The organism is Salegentibacter agarivorans (assembly GCF_900113135.1).
GTDB classification, from domain to species: Bacteria; Bacteroidota; Bacteroidia; order Flavobacteriales; family Flavobacteriaceae; genus Salegentibacter; species Salegentibacter agarivorans.
In genome coordinates this window covers 1-19,280 of record NZ_FOOH01000009.1, presented here as the reverse complement: position 1 = coordinate 19,280, position 19,280 = coordinate 1, and the positions used below count along the sequence as shown (strand labels likewise).

15 protein-coding genes are annotated in these 19,280 nt (G+C 37.1%); 6 read left to right on the top strand and 9 right to left on the bottom strand.

Going from position 1 to position 19,280, the window contains the following annotated elements; all coding sequences use genetic code 11:
• The first annotated feature begins 82 nt into the window (after positions 1-82).
• The 4 genes from BM084_RS08095 (at position 83) to rlmB (ending at position 6,345) form a co-directional block, all read left to right on the top strand.
• Positions 83-3,301: a SusC/RagA family TonB-linked outer membrane protein gene (locus tag BM084_RS08095; RefSeq protein WP_093304250.1), complete on the top strand. Its 3,219-nt coding sequence runs from the start codon at positions 83-85 to the stop codon at positions 3,299-3,301.
• Positions 3,302-3,312: 11 nt separating this feature from the next.
• Positions 3,313-4,737 (top strand): SusD/RagB family nutrient-binding outer membrane lipoprotein, encoded by a 1,425-nt coding sequence (locus BM084_RS08090; protein ID WP_093304247.1) that lies wholly within the window; start codon positions 3,313-3,315, stop codon positions 4,735-4,737.
• Positions 4,738-4,773: 36 nt separating this feature from the next.
• Entirely contained in the window at positions 4,774-5,502 is a 729-nt protein-coding gene (locus BM084_RS08085; RefSeq protein ID WP_075324958.1) for a hypothetical protein, read from the top strand.
• A 102-nt stretch (positions 5,503-5,604) separates the two neighbouring features.
• Complete coding sequence (gene rlmB, locus BM084_RS08080; protein WP_075327854.1) at positions 5,605-6,345, top strand: 23S rRNA (guanosine(2251)-2'-O)-methyltransferase RlmB; 741 nt, start codon at positions 5,605-5,607, stop codon at positions 6,343-6,345.
• 20 nt (positions 6,346-6,365) lie between these two features.
• On the opposite strand, the gene BM084_RS08075 is transcribed toward rlmB, so the two are convergent.
• Complete coding sequence (locus tag BM084_RS08075) at positions 6,366-7,184, bottom strand: rhomboid family intramembrane serine protease (protein WP_075324959.1); 819 nt, start codon at positions 7,182-7,184, stop codon at positions 6,366-6,368.
• Positions 7,185-7,269: 85 nt separating this feature from the next.
• Here BM084_RS08075 and BM084_RS08070 point away from each other — a divergent pair, with 85 nt between their 5' ends.
• A complete protein-coding gene (locus BM084_RS08070) occupies positions 7,270-8,544 on the top strand; it encodes a replication-associated recombination protein A (protein ID WP_093304241.1) in 1,275 nt (424 codons plus the stop codon).
• On the opposite strand, the gene BM084_RS08065 is transcribed toward BM084_RS08070, so the two are convergent.
• The 8 genes from BM084_RS08065 to BM084_RS08030 form a co-directional block, all read right to left on the bottom strand.
• Complete coding sequence (locus BM084_RS08065; protein WP_093304237.1) at positions 8,538-9,404, bottom strand: SPOR domain-containing protein; 867 nt, start codon at positions 9,402-9,404, stop codon at positions 8,538-8,540. The two genes, BM084_RS08070 and BM084_RS08065, sit on opposite strands and share 7 nt — an antisense overlap.
• 10 nt (positions 9,405-9,414) lie before the next feature.
• Positions 9,415-10,821: a DUF5723 family protein gene (locus tag BM084_RS08060; RefSeq protein WP_093304233.1), complete on the bottom strand. Its 1,407-nt coding sequence runs from the start codon at positions 10,819-10,821 to the stop codon at positions 9,415-9,417.
• Positions 10,821-11,375 carry a hypothetical protein gene (locus tag BM084_RS08055; RefSeq protein WP_075324963.1) on the bottom strand — a complete coding sequence of 185 codons (555 nt, stop codon included), beginning with the start codon at positions 11,373-11,375 and terminating at the stop codon, positions 10,821-10,823. The genes BM084_RS08060 and BM084_RS08055 overlap by 1 nt, the downstream gene beginning before the upstream one ends.
• 47 nt (positions 11,376-11,422) lie before the next feature.
• Positions 11,423-12,112, bottom strand: a complete 690-nt coding sequence (locus BM084_RS08050; RefSeq protein WP_075324964.1) for a YjjG family noncanonical pyrimidine nucleotidase — start codon at positions 12,110-12,112, stop codon at positions 11,423-11,425.
• Positions 12,099-13,388 (bottom strand): polysaccharide deacetylase family protein, encoded by a 1,290-nt coding sequence (locus BM084_RS08045; RefSeq protein WP_075324965.1) that lies wholly within the window; start codon positions 13,386-13,388, stop codon positions 12,099-12,101. Before BM084_RS08045 ends, BM084_RS08050 begins: the two co-directional genes overlap by 14 nt.
• Positions 13,389-13,397: 9 nt before the next feature.
• Positions 13,398-14,099: a RadC family protein gene (radC, locus tag BM084_RS08040; RefSeq protein WP_075324966.1), complete on the bottom strand. Its 702-nt coding sequence runs from the start codon at positions 14,097-14,099 to the stop codon at positions 13,398-13,400.
• Between the two features lie 65 nt (positions 14,100-14,164).
• Positions 14,165-15,517 (bottom strand): UDP-N-acetylmuramate--L-alanine ligase, encoded by a 1,353-nt coding sequence (locus BM084_RS08035; protein ID WP_093304339.1) that lies wholly within the window; start codon positions 15,515-15,517, stop codon positions 14,165-14,167.
• Between the two features lie 89 nt (positions 15,518-15,606).
• Complete coding sequence (locus BM084_RS08030; protein WP_093304229.1) at positions 15,607-16,485, bottom strand: tetratricopeptide repeat protein; 879 nt, start codon at positions 16,483-16,485, stop codon at positions 15,607-15,609.
• Positions 16,486-16,690: 205 nt separating this feature from the next.
• Here BM084_RS08030 and BM084_RS08025 point away from each other — a divergent pair.
• Positions 16,691-19,280: immunoglobulin domain-containing protein (locus BM084_RS08025; protein WP_143083634.1), on the top strand; the 2,590-nt coding region annotated here is incomplete at its 3' end.

Sequence of the window (19,280 nt, the reverse complement as noted above, 5' to 3'; positions counted from 1 at the left end):
ACCTGATATTTAAAATTAAAAGTTTGTTTTATTAACCATTTATTAGCACTTTTGGCCTTGGCTAATTCAAACAAATTTAAAAATGAGAACAAAGTTTAGTAGTATTCTAACACTATTATTAGTGTTAGCTGTGCAAATTACTTTTGCACAAGAACGAACGATTACCGGTACGGTAGTCGATGAAGACGGGCTACCCCTTCCAGGTGTAACCGTTTTAATCAAGGGAACCAATACAGGTACCCAAACCGATTTTGACGGAAATTATTCCATTCCTGCCACACAAGGAGATGTTTTGGTTTATTCTTTCGTTGGAATGGAAACCGCAGAATATACTGTAGCAAACAATGACACTATAGATGTGACATTAAGCACAGATTCTGCCCAATTAGATGAAGTTGTTGTTACCGCTTTAGGTATTCAACGTGAAAAGAAATCTCTTGGTTATGCAACTCAGGAGGTTCAAGGTGCTGAAGTTTCTGATGTACCAACCCAAAACTTTATGAACTCACTATCTGGTAAAGTAGCTGGACTTTCTATTAAAAGTTCTGGTACTATGGGGGGATCTACGAATATTGTAATTCGTGGTAATGCTTCATTAACAGGAAACAACCAGGCACTTTTTGTAATAGATGGTACTCCTATTAGTAATGACACTCCTAACACTGCCGATCAGCAAGCTGGACGTGGTGGTTATGATTATGGTAACGCTGCATCAGACATTAACCCTAACGACATTGAGTCTATCAACGTTTTAAAGGGTGCTGCTGCAACTGCACTTTACGGAGCAAGAGCTGCAAACGGAGCAATTATTATTGAAACTAAAAAAGGTTCTAAAAAACAAGGAATTGGTATCTCTATCAATTCCACTTTTATGACTACTTCAGTAGATGATAATACCCTTCCTGTTTACCAGGACCAATATGGTGCGGGATATGGCCCATTTTATGACACTCCATTTTTCAACACTTATGGAAATTTAGATCTTCCTGATGGTTTTGATCCTAATATTCCATTTACGCCATTTACTGAAGATGCTTCTTTTGGTGCTCCTTTTGATGGTCAATTAATTCACCAATGGAATTCCATTTACCCACAATTAAGCACTTATCAGCAAGCTACCCCATGGCAGGCAGCTCAAAATACTCCAAATGATATTTGGGAAAGAGGTTATACTGCTATAAACTCTGTAGCCTTAGATGGAGGAAGCGAAACCAGTACCTTTAGATTAGGTGTTACTAACCTAAACAACCAGGGAAATCTACCAAACAGTAGAATTAAAAGAAACACTATTAAATTTAGTGGAACACACGAATTTACTGATAAATTTAGCGCAGGTGCCAATATCACTTACACCAAAACAGACGGTAAAGGTAGATATGGTACAGGTTACGATTCAGAAAACCCAATGCAATCTTTTCGCCAGTGGAACCAGGCAAACGTAGATGTTTACGCACAAAGAGATGCTTACCTTGAAACAGGACAGAATATCACCTGGAACCCTAACAGTCCACTTAACAGAACTCCAATATATTCTGATAACCCATATTGGACACGTTACGAAAATTTCCAAACAGATACCCGTAACAGGTATTTTGGTAACTTTAACCTTAACTACGAAATCAACGATGTATTTAGTGTAGTTGGACGTTTTTCATTTGATACTTTTGATGAACTACAGGAAGAAAGAAGAAATGTTGGTAGTGTTGGTGTTTCTGGATACTCCCGTTACAATGGTAGAGCTGCAGAATATAACTATGACTTAATTTTAAATTTCAATACTGATATCATTGATGATTTAAACCTGGATGGTAATTTAGGTTGGAACCTAAGAAGAAATGATAACAGTTCTATTAGAGCTTCCACTAATGGTGGTCTTAACGCTCCAGACTTTTTTGCATTAAGCAATAGTGTGGATCCAATTAACCCACCAAATGAATATGATGCCACAAGAATGATTGATGGTATTTACGCAAGAGCGAGTTTAGGTTATTTAGACACTTATTATGTTGAAGGTACTATAAGAAGAGACCGATCTTCTACCCTTCCTGCAGACAATAATACTTTTTACTACCCATCTATCTCTACTAGCGTATTACTTTCTAATGTTGTAGAGGCAGACTGGTTAAGCTTTGCAAAAATAAGAGCAAATTATGCAGAAGTAGGTAATGATGCAGCCCCTTATAGTGTTCTAAATACGTATGTATTAAGTACACCATTTGCTGGAGCAGGTGTTGCTGGAAATCAAGCTACATTAAACAATGCCAACCTAAAACCGGAAAGAACTAAATCTTACGAAGTTGGACTTGAAGCTAATTTCTTAGATAGAAGAATAGGTTTTGATCTTTCTTACTACAACTCTCAAACTGAAGATCAAATTACACCGGTACCGGTATCAATGGCATCTGGATTTACTTCTGTATTCTTTAATGCAGGGACAGTTGAGAATAAAGGTTTTGAAGCTTCTTTACGCTTAAACCCTATTAGGACTGAAGACTTTAACTGGAACATGAATATTAACTGGGCAAGAAACCGTAGTGAGGTATTAAACCTTGCACAGGGAATTGATAACCTTCAGTTAGCTGGATTACAAGGTGGAGTTTCTATTAACGCGACCCCAGGAGAGCCTTATGGTACCATAAGAGGTACAGACTATATCTATGATGACAGTGGCAATAAAGTTGTTGGATCTAATGGCTATTACTTAACAACTCCAAACTCTAACGAGATCATTGGTAATATTTTGCCAGAATGGACCGGAGGTGTACAAAACACTTTCCAATATAAAAACCTTAGCTTAGGCTTCCTTATTGATGTACAAAAAGGGGGAGATATTTTCTCTCTTGATACCTGGTATGGTCAAGCAACAGGTGTTTATGATCAATCAGTTGGAACCAATGATTTAGGTAATCCAATGAGAAATACATTAGCTAATGGTGGAGGTATTGTGCTACCAGGAGTTAATGAAAATGGAGAACCAAACAGTACAAGAGCAGACTTCTCTACTTATGCTAACCCTTATGGTTATGCAAGAGATGCGAATGCCGGTCACGTTTATGATGCTTCTTTCGTAAAACTTAGAGAGGCTAACCTAACTTATGCTTTTGGAGAAGAAATGATAGACAGATTGCCATTTACAAGAGCTTCTGTTTCATTAATTGGTAGAAACCTATGGATTATTCATAAGAACATTCCATATTCAGATCCAGAATCAGGACTTAGTGCCGGTAACGTTCAGGGATACCAATCTGGTGCATACCCTACATTTAGAGAAATAGGTGCAAGTCTTAAACTTAACTTTTAATAAATATTAAAATGAAAAAATATATATTAACATTTATTGCTCTAGCAACACTTTGGTCTTGCCAAACTGATGAGCAATATGAAGATCTCAACAAAGATCCAAAAAATCCGACGGATGTAGCCGCAGATTTCTTGTTCACTAGTGCTACAAAAGATTTAAGCAGACAAATGGCAAGTCCTAATGTGAACCTTAACATCTTCAGATTTGTAGCGCAGTATTGGACCTCTACGACTTACTTAGATGAACCTAACTACGATTTAACTAATCGTGGAATTCCACAAAATCACTGGAATAGATTATATAGATGGGTAATTTTCAACCTGGAAGATGCTAAAACAAAAGTACAGGAAGATGAAACGCTTAGTGAAGGTGAAAGAACAGCCAGAATTGCACAAATTGAAGTATTAGAAGTATACACCTGGCAAGTATTGGTAGACACCTTTGGTGATATTCCTTATTCAGAAGCTTTAGGAGGAGCAGATAACATTTCTCCCGCTTATGATGATGCAGCAACTATTTACGAAGATCTAATTTCAAGAATAGGTGCCGCCAGTGGAAATTTAAGTGCCGGCCAGGGATTTGCTGGTGCGGATATACTTTACGGAGGAGATATGGCTAAATGGGAAAAGTTTGCAAATTCTGTGCAATTAAGGTTAGCTATGCAAATTTCAGATGTAAATCCTTCGCTTGCGAAAACTACAGCAGAGGATGCTTATACTGATGGAGTTTTTGCTAGCAATGCAGATAATGCAACTTTAGAATTCCAATCAGCCCCACCAAACACTAACCCCCTTTGGGAAGATTTAGTTCAGAGTGGCCGTTCAGATTATGTTTCAGCTAATACTGCAGTTGATATTCTTAATGAATTAGAAGATCCTAGACGCTCGGCTTACCTTGATGATAATTTATCAAGCGGTGAATACATAGGTGGTACTTATGGTGGAAGTAATTCGTTTCAGAATTATACTCACGTAGGTGATGCGTTTAGAGAACCTACTCATCCTGGAATTTTAATGGATTATGCAGAGGTTAGATTCCTTCTTGCAGATGCTGCTCAAAATGATTTTTCTGTAGGTGGTACTGCTGAAGAGCATTACGAAGCTGCAATAACTGCTTCTATGGAATACTGGGATATTCCTGAAGGAGAAATTGAAGATTACCTTGCAAGTGGTGATGTAGCCTATGATGGTTCTGAGGAGCAATTTGCAACCCAGTTCTGGTTAGCAATGTATGATAATCCCTTCCAGGGATGGAATGTATGGAGAAGATTTGATGCTCCTTCATTCAACCTCCCAGAAGATACAGGAAATGAAGTACCATTGCGCTACACTTATCCAGTTAACGAGCAAAACCTAAACAACGCAAACTGGAGCGCTGCTTCAGATGCTATTGGTGGTGATGATCAACAAACTCCTTTATTCTGGGATGAAGAGTAATTGGTAATTTTGAACAATAACTTTAAAAAATATAAAATGAAAAACATTTTGAAATATATAAGCTTCTGCCTAATTGCAGTAGTTGGTTTATCGTCTTGTGAACCAGATGATAACGGATATAGAGAAGACCCAAGGGATGTAGGTGGTTATGCCTACCTACAAACCCGAAGCCTTACAATTTTTGATTATGATCAGGATTTAAGTATTGAATTGTTTACCGACGAAGGTGTTACCGTAGAATCAGTAGAAATAATTGAGGATGGAAGTACGTTGACTACCGCCGATATTTCTGGAGACATGGCAACTTTCAATGCTGCTGATCTTGGATCATTTGCCGTAGACTCTACTTATTCAGTAAGGGTTCGTGCCAGTCTTTCCAATGGTAACGTATCTGATGATCCTGCAACCATCAGTGTAGTAGAAGCTGTAGCTCTTGGAGGTGATAATCCAGAAGCAGCTCCAATCAATAAGTTGGATGATGTTGAATTAGAATATAGTGTTAGCACTACTTCTGCACCTATAGATGAAGTAAATCTTTGGGTGAAAAACGGAGAAGATGCTGAATATATGATAATTGAAGATCTTGATCTTGACACTGCCGAAGGATCTGTAAGCATGAGTGATTTTGATTACAGTGGTCTTAATCTTGAAGTTGGAGATGTTATTTTCTACCAATTTGCAGCTACACGCGGTGATTTAACCGAAGGTGCTGAAGGTGAAATCACAGTTCTTGAAGAAGAAGACGATTCTGAAGACGAGGATTAATTTCCCATTCTTTTAATATTGACTACTAAGCCACCCAGATTGGGTGGCTTTTTTTATGCTTTAACTTTATTTAAATTTCCTAACAAAGCATACCTTTGCCCTATGGAAGAAACTACACGTATTTTTGGAATTAGGGCTGTTATAGAAGCTATTCAGGGAGGAAAAAGCATTGATAAGGTATATATTCAAAAAGGCCTCTCAGGACCTTTATTTCAAGAATTGAATCACCTTCTTCAAAAGGGCAGCTATAATATTTCATTTGTTCCAGAAGAAAAACTTTATAAGCTTTCCAAAGGAAATCACCAGGGTGTGGTAGCGACTATCTCCCCAATTAAATTTGGGAACCTCGAAGAAACAATTGAAAAAATTCTTGCAGAAAAAACCACTCCCCTTTTTCTATTGCTAGACCAAATTACCGATGTCCGTAATTTTGGGGCAATTATTAGAACCGCAGAATGCACAGGAGTTGATGCTATAATTATTCCTGAAAAAGGAGGTGCGCCTTTAAATGCCGATACCGTTAAAACTTCAGCTGGTGGGGTATTCAACCTTCCTATTGTAAAAGTAAATCACATTAAAGATGCTGTTTTTTATTTACAATCTTCAGGTGTGCAATTGGTAGCTGCTACCGAAAAAACAGAAGACACAATTTACGATGTAGATTTTAAGCAGGCCTCAGGAATTATTATGGGAAATGAAGCTAAAGGAGTTTCAAATTCTATATTAAAAAGCGTAGATAAAAAGGCAAAACTGCCAATGTTTGGCAAAATAGAATCATTGAATGTATCGGTTGCCTGTGGTGTATTTTTGTATGAAGCGATAAGACAAAGACAAACTCCTTAGTTATTCAAAAAGGTTTTCCCTTACTCTTTCCTGGATTCGGATTTCTTATAAAAATAGCGATAAGTAATTTTATCTCTATCATCATTTTCATTTGCAATATATTGCTCCCCTTTCGGAACCTGTCCCGAATTTACTTCGGGAGGTTGGTAAGCCTCTTCCTCTTCCTTCGTTTCAAAGCGCCGTTCAATGAAATTCCCATTTTCATCAAAATGCTGCATAAATAGATCTTCCTTCTCGCTGTATTCAGGTTTTTCCCATTCGTATTTAGGACTTTTAATAGTATTCTTCCGATAAAAAACCGATAACACAAAACCCGAGATTAATCCCGATAAATGACCTTCCCAGGAAATTTCAGGATTTATAGGAGTAACATACCATAGCATTCCGCCATAAAGAAAAACTACGATTAGAGAAAGAGCAACTAACCTATAGTATTTAGAAAAAATACCTTTAAAAAATAAAAAAGCGGCAAGCATATATATTATTCCACTCGCGCCAATATGGTTCGCAGGCCGTCCAATGCTCCAGGTAAGAATTCCGGTAAGCAGCAAACCAATAATTAAAACCGGCCAGCTTATTTTTCTGTAGAAATAGAAAAGTGACATGGAAAGCACAAAAAGCGGGATGGTATTATTGAAAAGGTGCTTTATATCGCCATGGATAAATGGTGAGAATAAAATTCCACGTAAACCTTTAACTTCTCCCGGCCGTACACCAAAACTGTTAAAACTAATTCCGAAGCGAATCTCAAACCAGAAAACTATCCATATAAGCAGCACAAACAGGATGGGATATCCCAAAACACCGGTAGTAAAAACAAAAGGACTGGACTGTTTCAAAAGAATTAGTTTCTTTTAATATTACAAAAAAGAATCCATTTGTTAATAGATGACAAAGTGTTATTCAATTTACTAATTTTGTCAGATGAGTAAACCATTAGCAGAACGATTACGGCCACAAACTTTAGACGATTATTTAAGTCAGCAGCACCTTATTGGGCCAAAGGGAGCACTGAGGCAGCAAATTCAACAAGGCATTATTCCTTCCATGATTTTTTGGGGGCCGCCGGGCGTTGGCAAAACCACTTTAGCCAATATTATAGCCACTACTTCAGACAGGCCTTTCTTTACACTGAGCGCAATTAGCAGTGGCGTGAAAGATGTTAGGGAAGTGATAGAAAAAGCTAAAAAAAGCGATGGTTTATTCACCACAAAAAATCCTATTCTATTTATTGACGAGATTCATCGTTTTAGCAAATCTCAACAGGATTCTCTGTTAGGCGCAGTAGAAAAAGGTTGGGTTACTTTAATTGGTGCAACTACTGAAAATCCGAGTTTTGAGGTGATCTCTGCCCTACTTTCCCGTTGCCAGGTTTATATTTTAAAACCTTTTACCAAAGAAGATCTGGTAGCACTTTTGGAAAGAGCGATGCGGGAAGATAAAATTATTGCGGCCAAAAATATAAAATTAAAGGAAACCGAAGCTTTACTTAGATTAAGTGGCGGTGATGCCCGAAAGCTTCTCAATATTTTTGAACTTCTCGTTACTTCTTCTGAAGGAAACCTGGAAATTACCAACGATATGGTTTTTAATAGGGTTCAGCAAAACACAGTGCTTTACGATAAAACCGGTGAACAGCATTACGACATTATTTCGGCATTTATTAAATCTATTCGCGGGAGCGATCCCAACGCGGCTGTTTACTGGCTCGCCCGGATGATTGAAGGTGGTGAAGATGTAAAATTTATTGCCCGCAGATTACTAATTTTAGCCAGTGAAGATATCGGAAATGCCAATCCTACCGCCCTGGTTATAGCTAATAACACGTTTCAGGCAGTAACTACCATTGGTTTTCCTGAAGCCCGAATTGTATTGAGCCAATGCGTTACCTACTTGGCAACTTCCCCAAAAAGTAACGCGGCCTATATGGCAATTAACCAGGCACAAAGCGCAGTAAAAAAAACAGGAAATTTATCGGTGCCACTTTCTATTAGGAATGCTCCAACCAAACTCATGAAAGATATTGGCTATGGAAAAGATTACAAATATGCTCACAACCACGAGAATAATTTTGTAGAAGCAGAGTTTTTGCCAGATGAAATAAAAAATACAAAGTTTTATGATCCTGGGAACAATCCGCGGGAAAATGCTCAAAGAGAATTTCTTAAGAAACGCTGGAAAAACAAGTATAATTATTGATTGGCTGAAGCTTTATAAACAAGCTTAACCGATTTATTTTCGGCATTTAAATACTCGACTACCAAATTGCCACCCTCGTCAAAATAGGCTACGCCTTGCCGGGTGAGGGATTTGTAGATAAAGCTATTTTTCTCACCAGATTTGGCTAAAACAGCAAAAGGTTCCTGGGAATTTTCCTGAAAAAATGAATACCCTGAATCTGATTTTTCAAGAAAATAAGAAATATTATCTTTTTCAAATTCCAATTCCTTTGCTGAATCATTATCTATCATAGGGTTTTCAACCACTACTTCGGCGGGAGCTGTTGCAGGTGTTTGAGCGTCTTCAGGAGCTTCGGGAGCTCTGGTTTCAGGCTTGCTTTGTGCTACTTCAGCTTTTTCGGCAGCTTTCGGCTTCTTATCATTAGCAGGTGCAGTCGCTGCAACTTCACCCTGATTATAGCTGTAATTTAATGCTTCAATATCACTAAAAGCATCCCGCAAAGCTTCGTGATGGGCTGCTTTATAATCTTTTTCCCTGCTTCGCCCCTCTTTGGTTTCAAAAACAATATTACCTCTGCAGTCTTCTAACTGAATCACCAGTTTAGTCACAAATAAACCCGAATTATCTTTTACTTTGGTATTGAGCCCCAAGCAATAATTCTCCTGAAGATCGGCTGGTTTTTCTTCACTTTTCATCAATGTTTCAAATCCATATTTTTCAAAGAGAAATTTAGTGAGTGCGTTTAATTGAAATTGATTTTTTTCTTTAGAAAACTCAAACTCTTCAGGAACTATAACATATTTATATTGATCAAGATCTTGCGAAAGCATTGGAATAGAACCAATAAAAAAAGTGATTATAAAAATTATTCTTTTCATTTAAATATTATTAATCATTAAAAATAAGCTGCATCCCCAATTGCAGGGAAGCACTGTGAGCTTTGGCCAAATTAGGGAAAGCCAGCAAATTATTGGCAGCCAGATAAACATTAAATTTATTAAAAGTTCTTGTATACATCAAGCCAATATTAGTTAAAGAATAATCGTCTAAAGAATAAGAGACTTTTAAGCGCTGGTTTTCATTAATTTTTCTATCCCAATAAGTAGTAAAAGCATATACAAAACCTTTTGGCCTCTTTACACCGCTTAGCTGCATTCCCAGCAAATTCATATACCTCACTTTTTTCACACTTAGGTAATGACAGGGTAAAAAAGCGGGGCCAAAACCATATTCCATAGCAAAGTTTGCTTTTATAGGTCGCCAGGTAGTATAAGATTGGTTGGTAGTTTCATCTCTAAGATTTCTATCTACTTCATCTTCAAAATCGTCCCAATATGGTAATGCTTCGTCATTTGCATCCAACTCAGGGAATAGTGGTTCTATCCCGCTGGTTTCATAAGATCCAAAATACCTGTAATTTTCTACATCTTTACGCTGAAAAACAGCACCAAGATCCTGCACAGAACCTGATAGGATAAATTGTTCATGCAAAATATAGGAAAGACCCAAATCCAAGCCGAAACCCACGTTGCCTCCAAAAAAAGACCGACTTAGCAATTCGGCGGTAGCTTGTTCTACGGTCATTCCTTCTTCCTCCTTTAAGGGAGCAAAACCTGAGGTATTAATTAAAACGTTCATATCTACCACTTCGTGATTGTAGACATTTCTACCATCGGGAGTGGTATAGGTGGTAAATCTGCCTGTATTCCCGGTACTTTCGGCATTAAAAATACTGGAATATAATTTTGCCCTCGCACCTACCGTGAGCCGGTTATCAAATTTATGGTTAATTCCCAGGTGATACACTGTCATTATTTCTCCGGTAAAAGACACATCGTCAAAATAGAAAGGTTCGTTTAAATAATCGTTATTCCCTTCGTTGGCCAGAATCGCAGGGTCTTTTGGAAAATAAGAAAACACATCCATTTCCTGGTAAATACCGGTAGACAGATAATTCTTTTTATCTATTTTCCAACCCATAGAAAAGATTTCCAATTGCTGATTTATGGAAAAATAATCCCTGGAATCCATATTGCGCATGGTTTCCTGAATTCGGGTATTTATGTTAGTACCATCATTGGCAAAAACATCATAAAGATCGGCTCCCGTAGAACCTGCAGAAAGATGGATTTGTGAAAAAAACGGAATCCCAATATGGCCAGTAAAGTTAATTTGAGCCCCGGGATTACTCATTAAAGTTTGTGGCAAATCGTCTACATTAAACAGTAGCGGTTTGTTTTGGGCTACAACCGTTCCTGAAATAATTAAAAACAATCCTATTAGTCTCCACATCATTAAAATTCAAACGAAAAGAGGCCTTTGGAAGCGAAATCTAATTCCCCTTCAAACTTCGCTGATCCCGGTTGAACCTCTAATTCAACAACCATTTTTATTGTTCTACGAACTAAATGTATACGATTTTCTTCAATAAACTCAAACTGTTCTGTTGTTACGGGATTACCATTAATCCCCGGCTTTATTGTATAGTTTACCGCAAATTGTTCCCGGTTACCATCAGATAAAAATCTTATCTTACTTTCTATCTCGTGGGGAAAAGTATTAATATGCCTGAAATAAAATTCTACTGAGGTAAGATCTTTCTGAATATAATCGTCGTCCAGAAATTCTAAGCGAACTGTATCACTTATATGGTTTCTAACATTTCCGGTAGAAGGATCTTTAAATTGAGATTGGTCTATATCGTAGATAAGAAGATCTATTTGCACATCTGGGCTTAAACTAATTTCCTCTTTTTGGTTAAGATCTATATCTTTTACGCAACCGCATAACACAACCCCAATAAGCACTAGGCCAATACTTCTTAAAATAAATTTTGAAAGTAATTTCATTAGGCACGGCTTTAGGCTGCACTAACGAAATTAACAAAAGAATACTATTACAAATAGGTCTTTAGTTCATTTAACGTTTTTATATGCATTACGCCGATGTTTTCTTTATTTCCATAGTAGTCGAAGAAGATGGGTTTTATCCCACAATTTTGAGCTCCTGTACAATCGGCTTCATAATTATCTCCAATCATAATACTATTTTCGGGGGTAGCTGAAGATTTTTTGAGTGCGGCTTCGAAAATTAATCTATTGGGTTTTTTCACCCCTACTTCTTCAGAAGTAGTGATTGTAGTAAAATACTTACTTATACCGGAATTAGAAAGTTTTTTATGCTGCACCTCTTCAAAGCCATTTGTGATAATATGCAATTCATAACTTTTATGAAGATAATCCAACACCTCTTTACTACCATCTAAAAGATGATTATGGTCGGGTAGATATTCTATATAATCTATCGCAATATTATTTATTAAATCCTTATCGGCTTCAAATTTTAAAAGATCAAAACTGTCTTTTAACCGCCCGTAGCGTAAAGCTTCTTTTGTAACCTGATCATTTCTATATCGCTCCCAGTATTTAAAATTTACCGGCATATAGATTTTGAGAAAATCGTTTATCTCTAACGGAATATTTCTGAATTTAAAAACCCGCTCAAAAGCAAGGGCAGAATTTCGATCAAAATCCCATAAAGTATGGTCTAAATCGAAAAATATATGATTGATATTACTTAATTTCATAAATCTGTTTTAGTAATGCGTAATAAGCCTGGAAGTTAGAATATTCAGAAAAATCCTGATTTTTAAATACCGCTTTAAAACTTCCACCTACTTTTTTTACTTCAGCAATCATTTTGCCAATATCGCCGGTTAATTGTCCAAAATCTGTATGTTCTACGATATTTGAATTGAATACATAAGGATGAATTTTTAAAGCGAGGGTAGATTCAGTATTAATATCATAAAACAAAAAAGGACTGCAGGTCCCCGCTCTAAAACCGGCAGTTTCAGGATATCCCATAGAATAATCCTGCGGAATTTCAAGCTCTGAGAGGAAATTATAAAACTCAGGAATATTCAAATTATATTTCACATTAATCACGCTATCTAAAGGGGTATGTACGGTATTCTCCATACGCAACTTTTCCTTCCGAAGGGTTTTAAAATCTTCCATTGCAAAATAACCGGGCATTAAACCCACTTTAGCATAATCTCCCACATATTTTATAATAGAGCGATACGGGTTTCGGTTGTAATTAATGTTACGATCGTAAATAGAAAAATCACTAAGCTGAAACATAAACAGTAAAGGAACTTTGTATTCCTTTATAAAGGCAATTAGATCTTCAAAAATATTTATAGGATCTTTTTTAATCCGCATCACTACCTGTATACGATCTAAAACTTTATTAAACTGGAGTTTTATAATATCTAAATGCATTCCTGCTAAACTGCGCAAAAACCCTTTATTCTGAAAATTAAAAACGTGCTCTACTGCTATTATGGCCCTGGTATGAAATTTCCTATTAGCAAGTGAAATTTCCGGGAATCTTTCCAGCAGAATTTCCTTAAATTTATAAGCCCAGATATCTACTACGGGAGTTTTTAAAAATCCTTCCTGAAAACCTACACTTTCTGAAGCAGGAAAACGCCCTAAATCGTCTTTTACGTGCGGTAAATATTCTTCGTACCTACTCAGTAAAAAGAAAGAAGCTGCAAAAATATCAAAAGGCAAAGCACTGTTTTCTGACACTGGGAAAAAGCAATAATTATCGCCCCAGGGCTGTACTTTTATTTCTACCTCGCTTAAACCCTGTTCTAGTAAAAGATCTACTTTTTGCACAAACAATTCGTTTCCCAGGGCTTGTTTCCCGTAAGAAAGTTTCATCCCCTCGTGGGCGATAAATTCTTCAATTTTAGTAGTAAATTTTATAGAAATCCCCAGAACATTGGTGCAAATATGTTTGAAAGTGTAAACTATTCGCGGGGTGATTTTCTGGGTATAAATTAGTAGCATTTAATCAATTTAAAGTACGCCTTCGTCTGCAAAGCTAAAGTATGATTTTTCGGTAACAATAAGATGGTCTAACACCTTTATATCTAAACTTTGCGCGGCAGTTTTAAGCTTTTGGGTAAGTTGCTTATCGGCTTCACTTGGCTTTAAAGTTCCCGAGGGATGGTTATGCGCCAAAATAATAGAAGTTGCACCAACTTCCAGCGCTTTTCTAAGTGTGAGTCGCACATCTACAAGGGTGCCGGTAATGCCACCTTTGCTAAGTTGTAATTGCTCAATAACTTTATTGGAATTATTAAGATAAATAATCCAGAATTCTTCGTGATAAAGTTCGCCAATTATAGGCTGCATCAGCTCAAAAACCGAAGCACTGGAAGTAATTTTCTTCTTCTCTAAGGCTTCTTCTGTTCTTCGGCGCCGGCCCAGTTCCATCGCAGCTACAATACTTATAGCTTTTGCCGGACCAATTCCTTTAAATTCACAGAGCTTTTTTACTGAAAGTTTTCCGAGATCGCTAAGTTGATTTCCTGTAGAAGCTAGAATGCGTTTGCTTAATTGCACTGCAGATTCATTGCGGCTTCCTGAACCAATTAATATTGCGATAAGTTCAGCGTTGCTTAGACTGAGTTTACCTTTATGAAGCAGTTTTTCCCTGGGCCGATCGTCTTCTGCCCAGGATTTAATTCCAAAACCAACCTGATTTTCCTGCCCCATAGTTTTATAAAGATAAAAAATGATTTCTTATCTACAGCGGGACAATTTAAAATGAGGTATTTAACTTAAAACAAAGTTTTCATCTCTTCAAGATCTAAACTTCCAAAAGTCCCGCTACTCATTAAAAGTAAAACCGAATTTTTAAAATCTTTAGATTCCAATATTTTTTTAAATGCTGAAGTTTCAGAAACCACTTCCAGATTTGGTTCATTGAAGGCATTTTTTATTTCCTCGGGAGAAACAGCTTGCATTTGTTTTTGCGAAATTGCCTCTGGAGAATAAAATACCATAGCTTCATCCGCTTTACCTAAAGTATCTTTATACTGCTGAATAAATTCTGAATTAAGGCTGCTAAAAGTGTGTAATTCTAAACAGGCAATAAGTTTCTTATTGGGATATTGTTCTTTGACCGCCTCTGTGCTGGCTTTCACTTTAGATGGGCTGTGCGCAAAATCTTTAAAAATAATTCCGTTCTCATTTTCATAAATCTTTTCTAACCTGCGACTAGCCCCTTCAAATTCCATCATCGCTTCATAGAAATCGTCTTCATCAATTCCCATATGCTGGCAAATCCATTTTGCACCGGCAAGGTTATTCATATTATGTCTTCCAAAGATTTCTAAAGGCATATCCCCTTCAGAAGTTTCCAGGATTGTTTCTCCATCTTCTACGTGGTATTCAGGGGTAAAATAAGGATGCTTTCTTATTTGATTTTCGGTATTTTCAGCTAAAATTTTCAAAGTTTCATCTTCTTCGTTATAAACGAGGATTCCGCCTTTTACAATAGATTTTATAAAAATTTGAAACTGCTCTACATAGTTTTCAAAAGTGGGAAACACATTAATGTGATCCCATGCAATCCCACTAAGTAAGGCTATATTTGGTTGATAAAGATGAAATTTAGGACGAAGATCTATAGCTGAAGCCGGGTATTCGTCACCTTCAATGAGCATAAAGTCATTCTCATCGCTTAGATTAATAGTATTTTCAATTCCGCGAACCGGGGCACCAAGCATATAGTCAATTTCTTTCCCATGATAATGCATCACGTGCAATATCATAGCCGTAATCGTAGTTTTTCCGTGAGATCCACCAACTACTACGCGTGTTTTCTCTTTAGAAAGTTCAAAAAGGAATTCAGGATACGAATAAATTTTCAAGCCTAATTCTTCGGCTTTCTTCAACTCGGGATTATCTTTCCTGGCGTGCATACCCAATATCACGGCATCCAATTCCCGTGTTAATTTCTCAGGAAACCACCCAAATTCTTCCGGAAGCAAACCTTTGTTTTGTAAAGCAGATTTTGAGGGTTCGTAGATAGCATCATCGCTTCCGGTAATAATATTTCCTTTTGTGTGAAGTGCAAGGGCAAGACTATGCATAGCACTACCGCCAATTGCTATAAAATGAAGTTTCATTAGATTCTTTTTCGCGCCAGTAATTATGGCAATTTCAACTCTGTTAACTGGCTGCAAATATAGTTAAGACTTTAGGAAAAGCCTTTAGCCTACATCTCTAATATTTGTTGTTTGAGTTTTTCGGCTTCAGGAAAATTAAACTTTGATGCAAGGGCCTTATTTATATGAGACAAAGCTTGATCCTGATTATTCTTTGAAGCCTGAATTTTAGCAATATGAAAATGGGCCCAGGCCGGCGATTTCAAATCTTTATAATTATAATTTTTTATATACTTTTCAAGAAAATCAACTGCCATTTCCGGCTTCAGATTTAACAAAGCCGCTCTTTCGCCTAATTCATAATTCAGGTAATTACGCGCTACCAAACTTTTATCTTTAATGGCCGTGTCAAGAGCCTTATTTACTGCTATTTTCATTGCTTCCCGGTCTTCTTCTATTTTATGAATATAAGCCTGAGCCAGGTAAGCATCTACTCTATTTATTGACTGAAGTTCTTTCACATACTGCTGCGCAAGTTCTTTGCTACCACCAATAATCGTTGGCAACTGCATATAAAGTTCCACCAGGGCCCTACGGACTTCTGCATGGTTTTTATCTAATTCGGCAGCTTTATTCAAATGCGTTTTAATATCGCCCAGCATTAAAGCCGCTTTAAATTTAGAAGCCTCCATAGCTTTCATTCCCATGGCTCCACCAAGTTTGAAGTTATAGGCCGAAGAGTTAGGCTGGTTTTCCACCAGTTTTTCATAATAATTTATTGCTTCATCCCATTTTTTCTCAAAACTGGCAATATCACCAAGGTATTCTATGGCCTTTAAATTCTCATTGTGCTCTTCAAAAACCTTCTTTGCCTGGTTAATTTGGTTTTCATTAAGATATTTCTCCCCGGTTTCTATAGAAGACTGCGCCCAAACCGGCGTAAATATTGAGAAGAGAATTATACCGAATATTAAGAATTTGTTAGTCATCCTATTAATTTTTTCATAAATTTATCGCGAATATCGACCTAAAGCCTCAAGTAACGTTTAACAAAAATATATAGAACCAAAATAAATGGTAAAATTTGTTAAAGTACTGCTTAGTTTAACTCACAATGTTAAAAATTATTTTAATATTTGTGCTGCTAAAATTATTTAAACCTAATACTAATAATTGAATTTTAACACCTAGCCTATGCAAAATTTTACTTTTGGGAGGAAGGGAACAAATTGGTTCCTTTTCGCCTTTGTATTGTTAATTGGAACCTTGCCCTCATTTGGGCAAGATGATTGTCCTGATCCGGACAATTTTAGTTTCTCTGAAACACAAACCGTTTGTTTTACACAAACAGTTAGCGAACTTAATACGGATGGTTATCCAGTTTACCAAACAGACGATAACGCGAATGACACTCAAGCCATCCCGCAAGATGAACTTCTCGTGGATGGAGAAACCTATTTTGTAGGTGGAGAATCTGGACAATGCGAGCGTATTGCTATCACGGTAACTGTAGAAAGCGAGTTATTACCGGAGAACAGAATAACAAACGATCGATCTAGCGGATTCACTTTTTCTAATTGTACACCTACTAATTTTGATGAAGGCGATCTAAGTGATTTGTTTATTGTAGATGATGAAAATAACTATAGAATAGCGGTATATACTACCGAAGAAGGAAGTGATGAATTTACCGGCGAACTTGTTGCTGGTAATAGTTATTATATTGCTCAGGTTCCAATTTCTACAATTGAACCAGGTAATTGTCCTTCACAAAGAGTAGCTTTTGGTTACGATCCAAATCAAATAGAAGCTCCCGCTACTGAGACTTCACAAACTTTATGTGAAGGAGCAACTGTAGCAGATTTAGAAGCGGAAGGTACTTATAATAATACTCAAGCCATTAGATGGTACCGCTCAAGAAATGCAACATCTCCTTTGGCAGCTGGCACTGAATTAATCTCAGGACAGGTTTACTACGTTGGACAAGTTGTGAATGATGCTGGACGCATCACTCCTCCCTGTGAAACTCCAACTGTGGACAGAGCTGCTGTTGCGGTTACTTTAGAGGATTTTGATGCTGGTGAAGACGCATCAACAACCTTATGTTTGTCAGAAGTTGAGGAAAGATTAGAAGATGAAACTCCTGAGCAATTATTTCTTAGCCTAGTTGCAGGAAGGGACTTACCTACTAATGTAAGCTTCCTCCCGTCTATACAATCAATAGCAAGCGATTACAGTGATGAACCAATAGATACTTTTACGACCCAGGCTACTTTCACTACCGAAGCAGGTTGTGAAGACACAGTAGAACTTTCTATAACAGTAGAAGAAAGCTTTGAAGCTGGAGATAGTAATTTAGGCAATATCCTTTGTCGCTCAGAAATCGGTGAAGTTGATGAAACAGAAGTAAGAAATTATCTAAATAGCCTCTTAAGCGGTGATGCTGATGAAGATGGTAAGTTTTCACCTTTGCCTTCAGAAATTGCAGACGATTTAAATAATACTTCCGACGAAATTACTTTTGATATTATCTATACCATTGGGGAAGGAACAAGTTGTGAAGACACAGCTAATTTAGGAGTAACTGTTTTAGAAGGAGCAGATTTTGAATTAGTACCCGTTACAGACTTATGTAATGATGATATTCCGGCTTTAGTTAATGAGATTCCAGAAGATGTTGAAGCATTATTCTTAGAAAACTTCGGAGAAAACATTCCTGAAGGAGATTTTGAAGAAGGCGATATTCAGGCTGTAATCAATCAATACAACCAGAATAACATCGATACATTTACTGCTACCTTCATTGCAAATGTTGAAAATGGCTGTTCAGAGGAAATTGAACTTACCCGTACTGTTATCGAAGGAGAAACGGCTAACGCAGGAAATTTAGTTTATAACGAAGATGTTTGCACAAGTGACCAGCCAATAGATCTAACTTCATTAACTGAAGCTGATTCTTTTGAAGGCACGGTAGGCGGAACTTTCTCAGGAGAAGGAGTATCCAACAATGTTTTTGATCCTTCAACAGTAGAACCAGACACTTATACAATTACTTACAGAGTAGACGAATCTTTAAATTGTGTAAGCGGTAGTGAGGAAACTACTTTTACCATTGATGTAATCCAAGGACCTGATGCAGGAAACGATATTGAAGATTCTATCTGTGTTTCTGAACTTGAATCACTTCTTGCTGATTTTGATCCTTTAAATCCAGAGGCAACTTTAACGCAACTATTCCAGAGATTTGAATGGGATGGAGAAATTGACGGAGAATTTTCACCCAATGTAAATATTTTAGGAGCCCAATTACTTTCCTACTACGGTGATCCAGATAGAGACCCTGAACTTTCTTTAAACGGAACTTACACCGTTGGGAATGAAGCTGATGAATGTGACACAGACGAATCTACTTTTGCCATTACTATTTTTGATGGTGAACTTATAGATGCTGGGCAACCTAACAGCACAGAAATCTGTAATATAACGATCGAAAACGGAAGGTTCCCTTCAATTAGTTCGGTTAGAAATTACTATCTAGATCTTCTTGATGAAGGTGTAAGTAGAAACGGAACTTTCGAACCTACTATTAACGAAATCGTAAACTGGTACAACAACGAGGCTGAGATTGGCATCTTTTCCACAACTTATACTGTTGGATCTGGAGAATGTCAAGATTCTGTAGAACTTTCTGTAGAAGTACTTGCTCCCGAACAAGCTATTGTGGAAGTTAATGATGAAAATCCGATTATTTGTATCACCGAGAATGAATTTAATTTAAATACCT

Bases quoted from the DNA above. Each gene is read 5' to 3' on its own strand.
- BM084_RS08095 (WP_093304250.1), top strand. From the start codon at position 83: ATGAGAACAAAGTTTAGTAGTATTCTAACACTATTATTAGTGTTAGCT.
- BM084_RS08090 (WP_093304247.1), top strand. From the start codon at position 3,313: ATGAAAAAATATATATTAACATTTATTGCTCTAGCAACACTTTGGTCT.
- BM084_RS08085 (WP_075324958.1), top strand. From the start codon at position 4,774: ATGAAAAACATTTTGAAATATATAAGCTTCTGCCTAATTGCAGTAGTT.
- rlmB (WP_075327854.1), top strand. From the start codon at position 5,605: ATGGAAGAAACTACACGTATTTTTGGAATTAGGGCTGTTATAGAAGCT.
- BM084_RS08070 (WP_093304241.1), top strand. From the start codon at position 7,270: ATGAGTAAACCATTAGCAGAACGATTACGGCCACAAACTTTAGACGAT.
- BM084_RS08065 (WP_093304237.1), bottom strand. From the start codon at position 9,404: ATGAAAAGAATAATTTTTATAATCACTTTTTTTATTGGTTCTATTCCA.
- BM084_RS08060 (WP_093304233.1), bottom strand. From the start codon at position 10,821: ATGATGTGGAGACTAATAGGATTGTTTTTAATTATTTCAGGAACGGTT.
- BM084_RS08055 (WP_075324963.1), bottom strand. From the start codon at position 11,375: ATGAAATTACTTTCAAAATTTATTTTAAGAAGTATTGGCCTAGTGCTT.
- BM084_RS08050 (WP_075324964.1), bottom strand. From the start codon at position 12,112: ATGAAATTAAGTAATATCAATCATATATTTTTCGATTTAGACCATACT.
- BM084_RS08045 (WP_075324965.1), bottom strand. From the start codon at position 13,388: ATGCTACTAATTTATACCCAGAAAATCACCCCGCGAATAGTTTACACT.
- radC (WP_075324966.1), bottom strand. From the start codon at position 14,099: ATGGGGCAGGAAAATCAGGTTGGTTTTGGAATTAAATCCTGGGCAGAA.
- BM084_RS08035 (WP_093304339.1), bottom strand. From the start codon at position 15,517: ATGAAACTTCATTTTATAGCAATTGGCGGTAGTGCTATGCATAGTCTT.
- BM084_RS08030 (WP_093304229.1), bottom strand. From the start codon at position 16,485: ATGACTAACAAATTCTTAATATTCGGTATAATTCTCTTCTCAATATTT.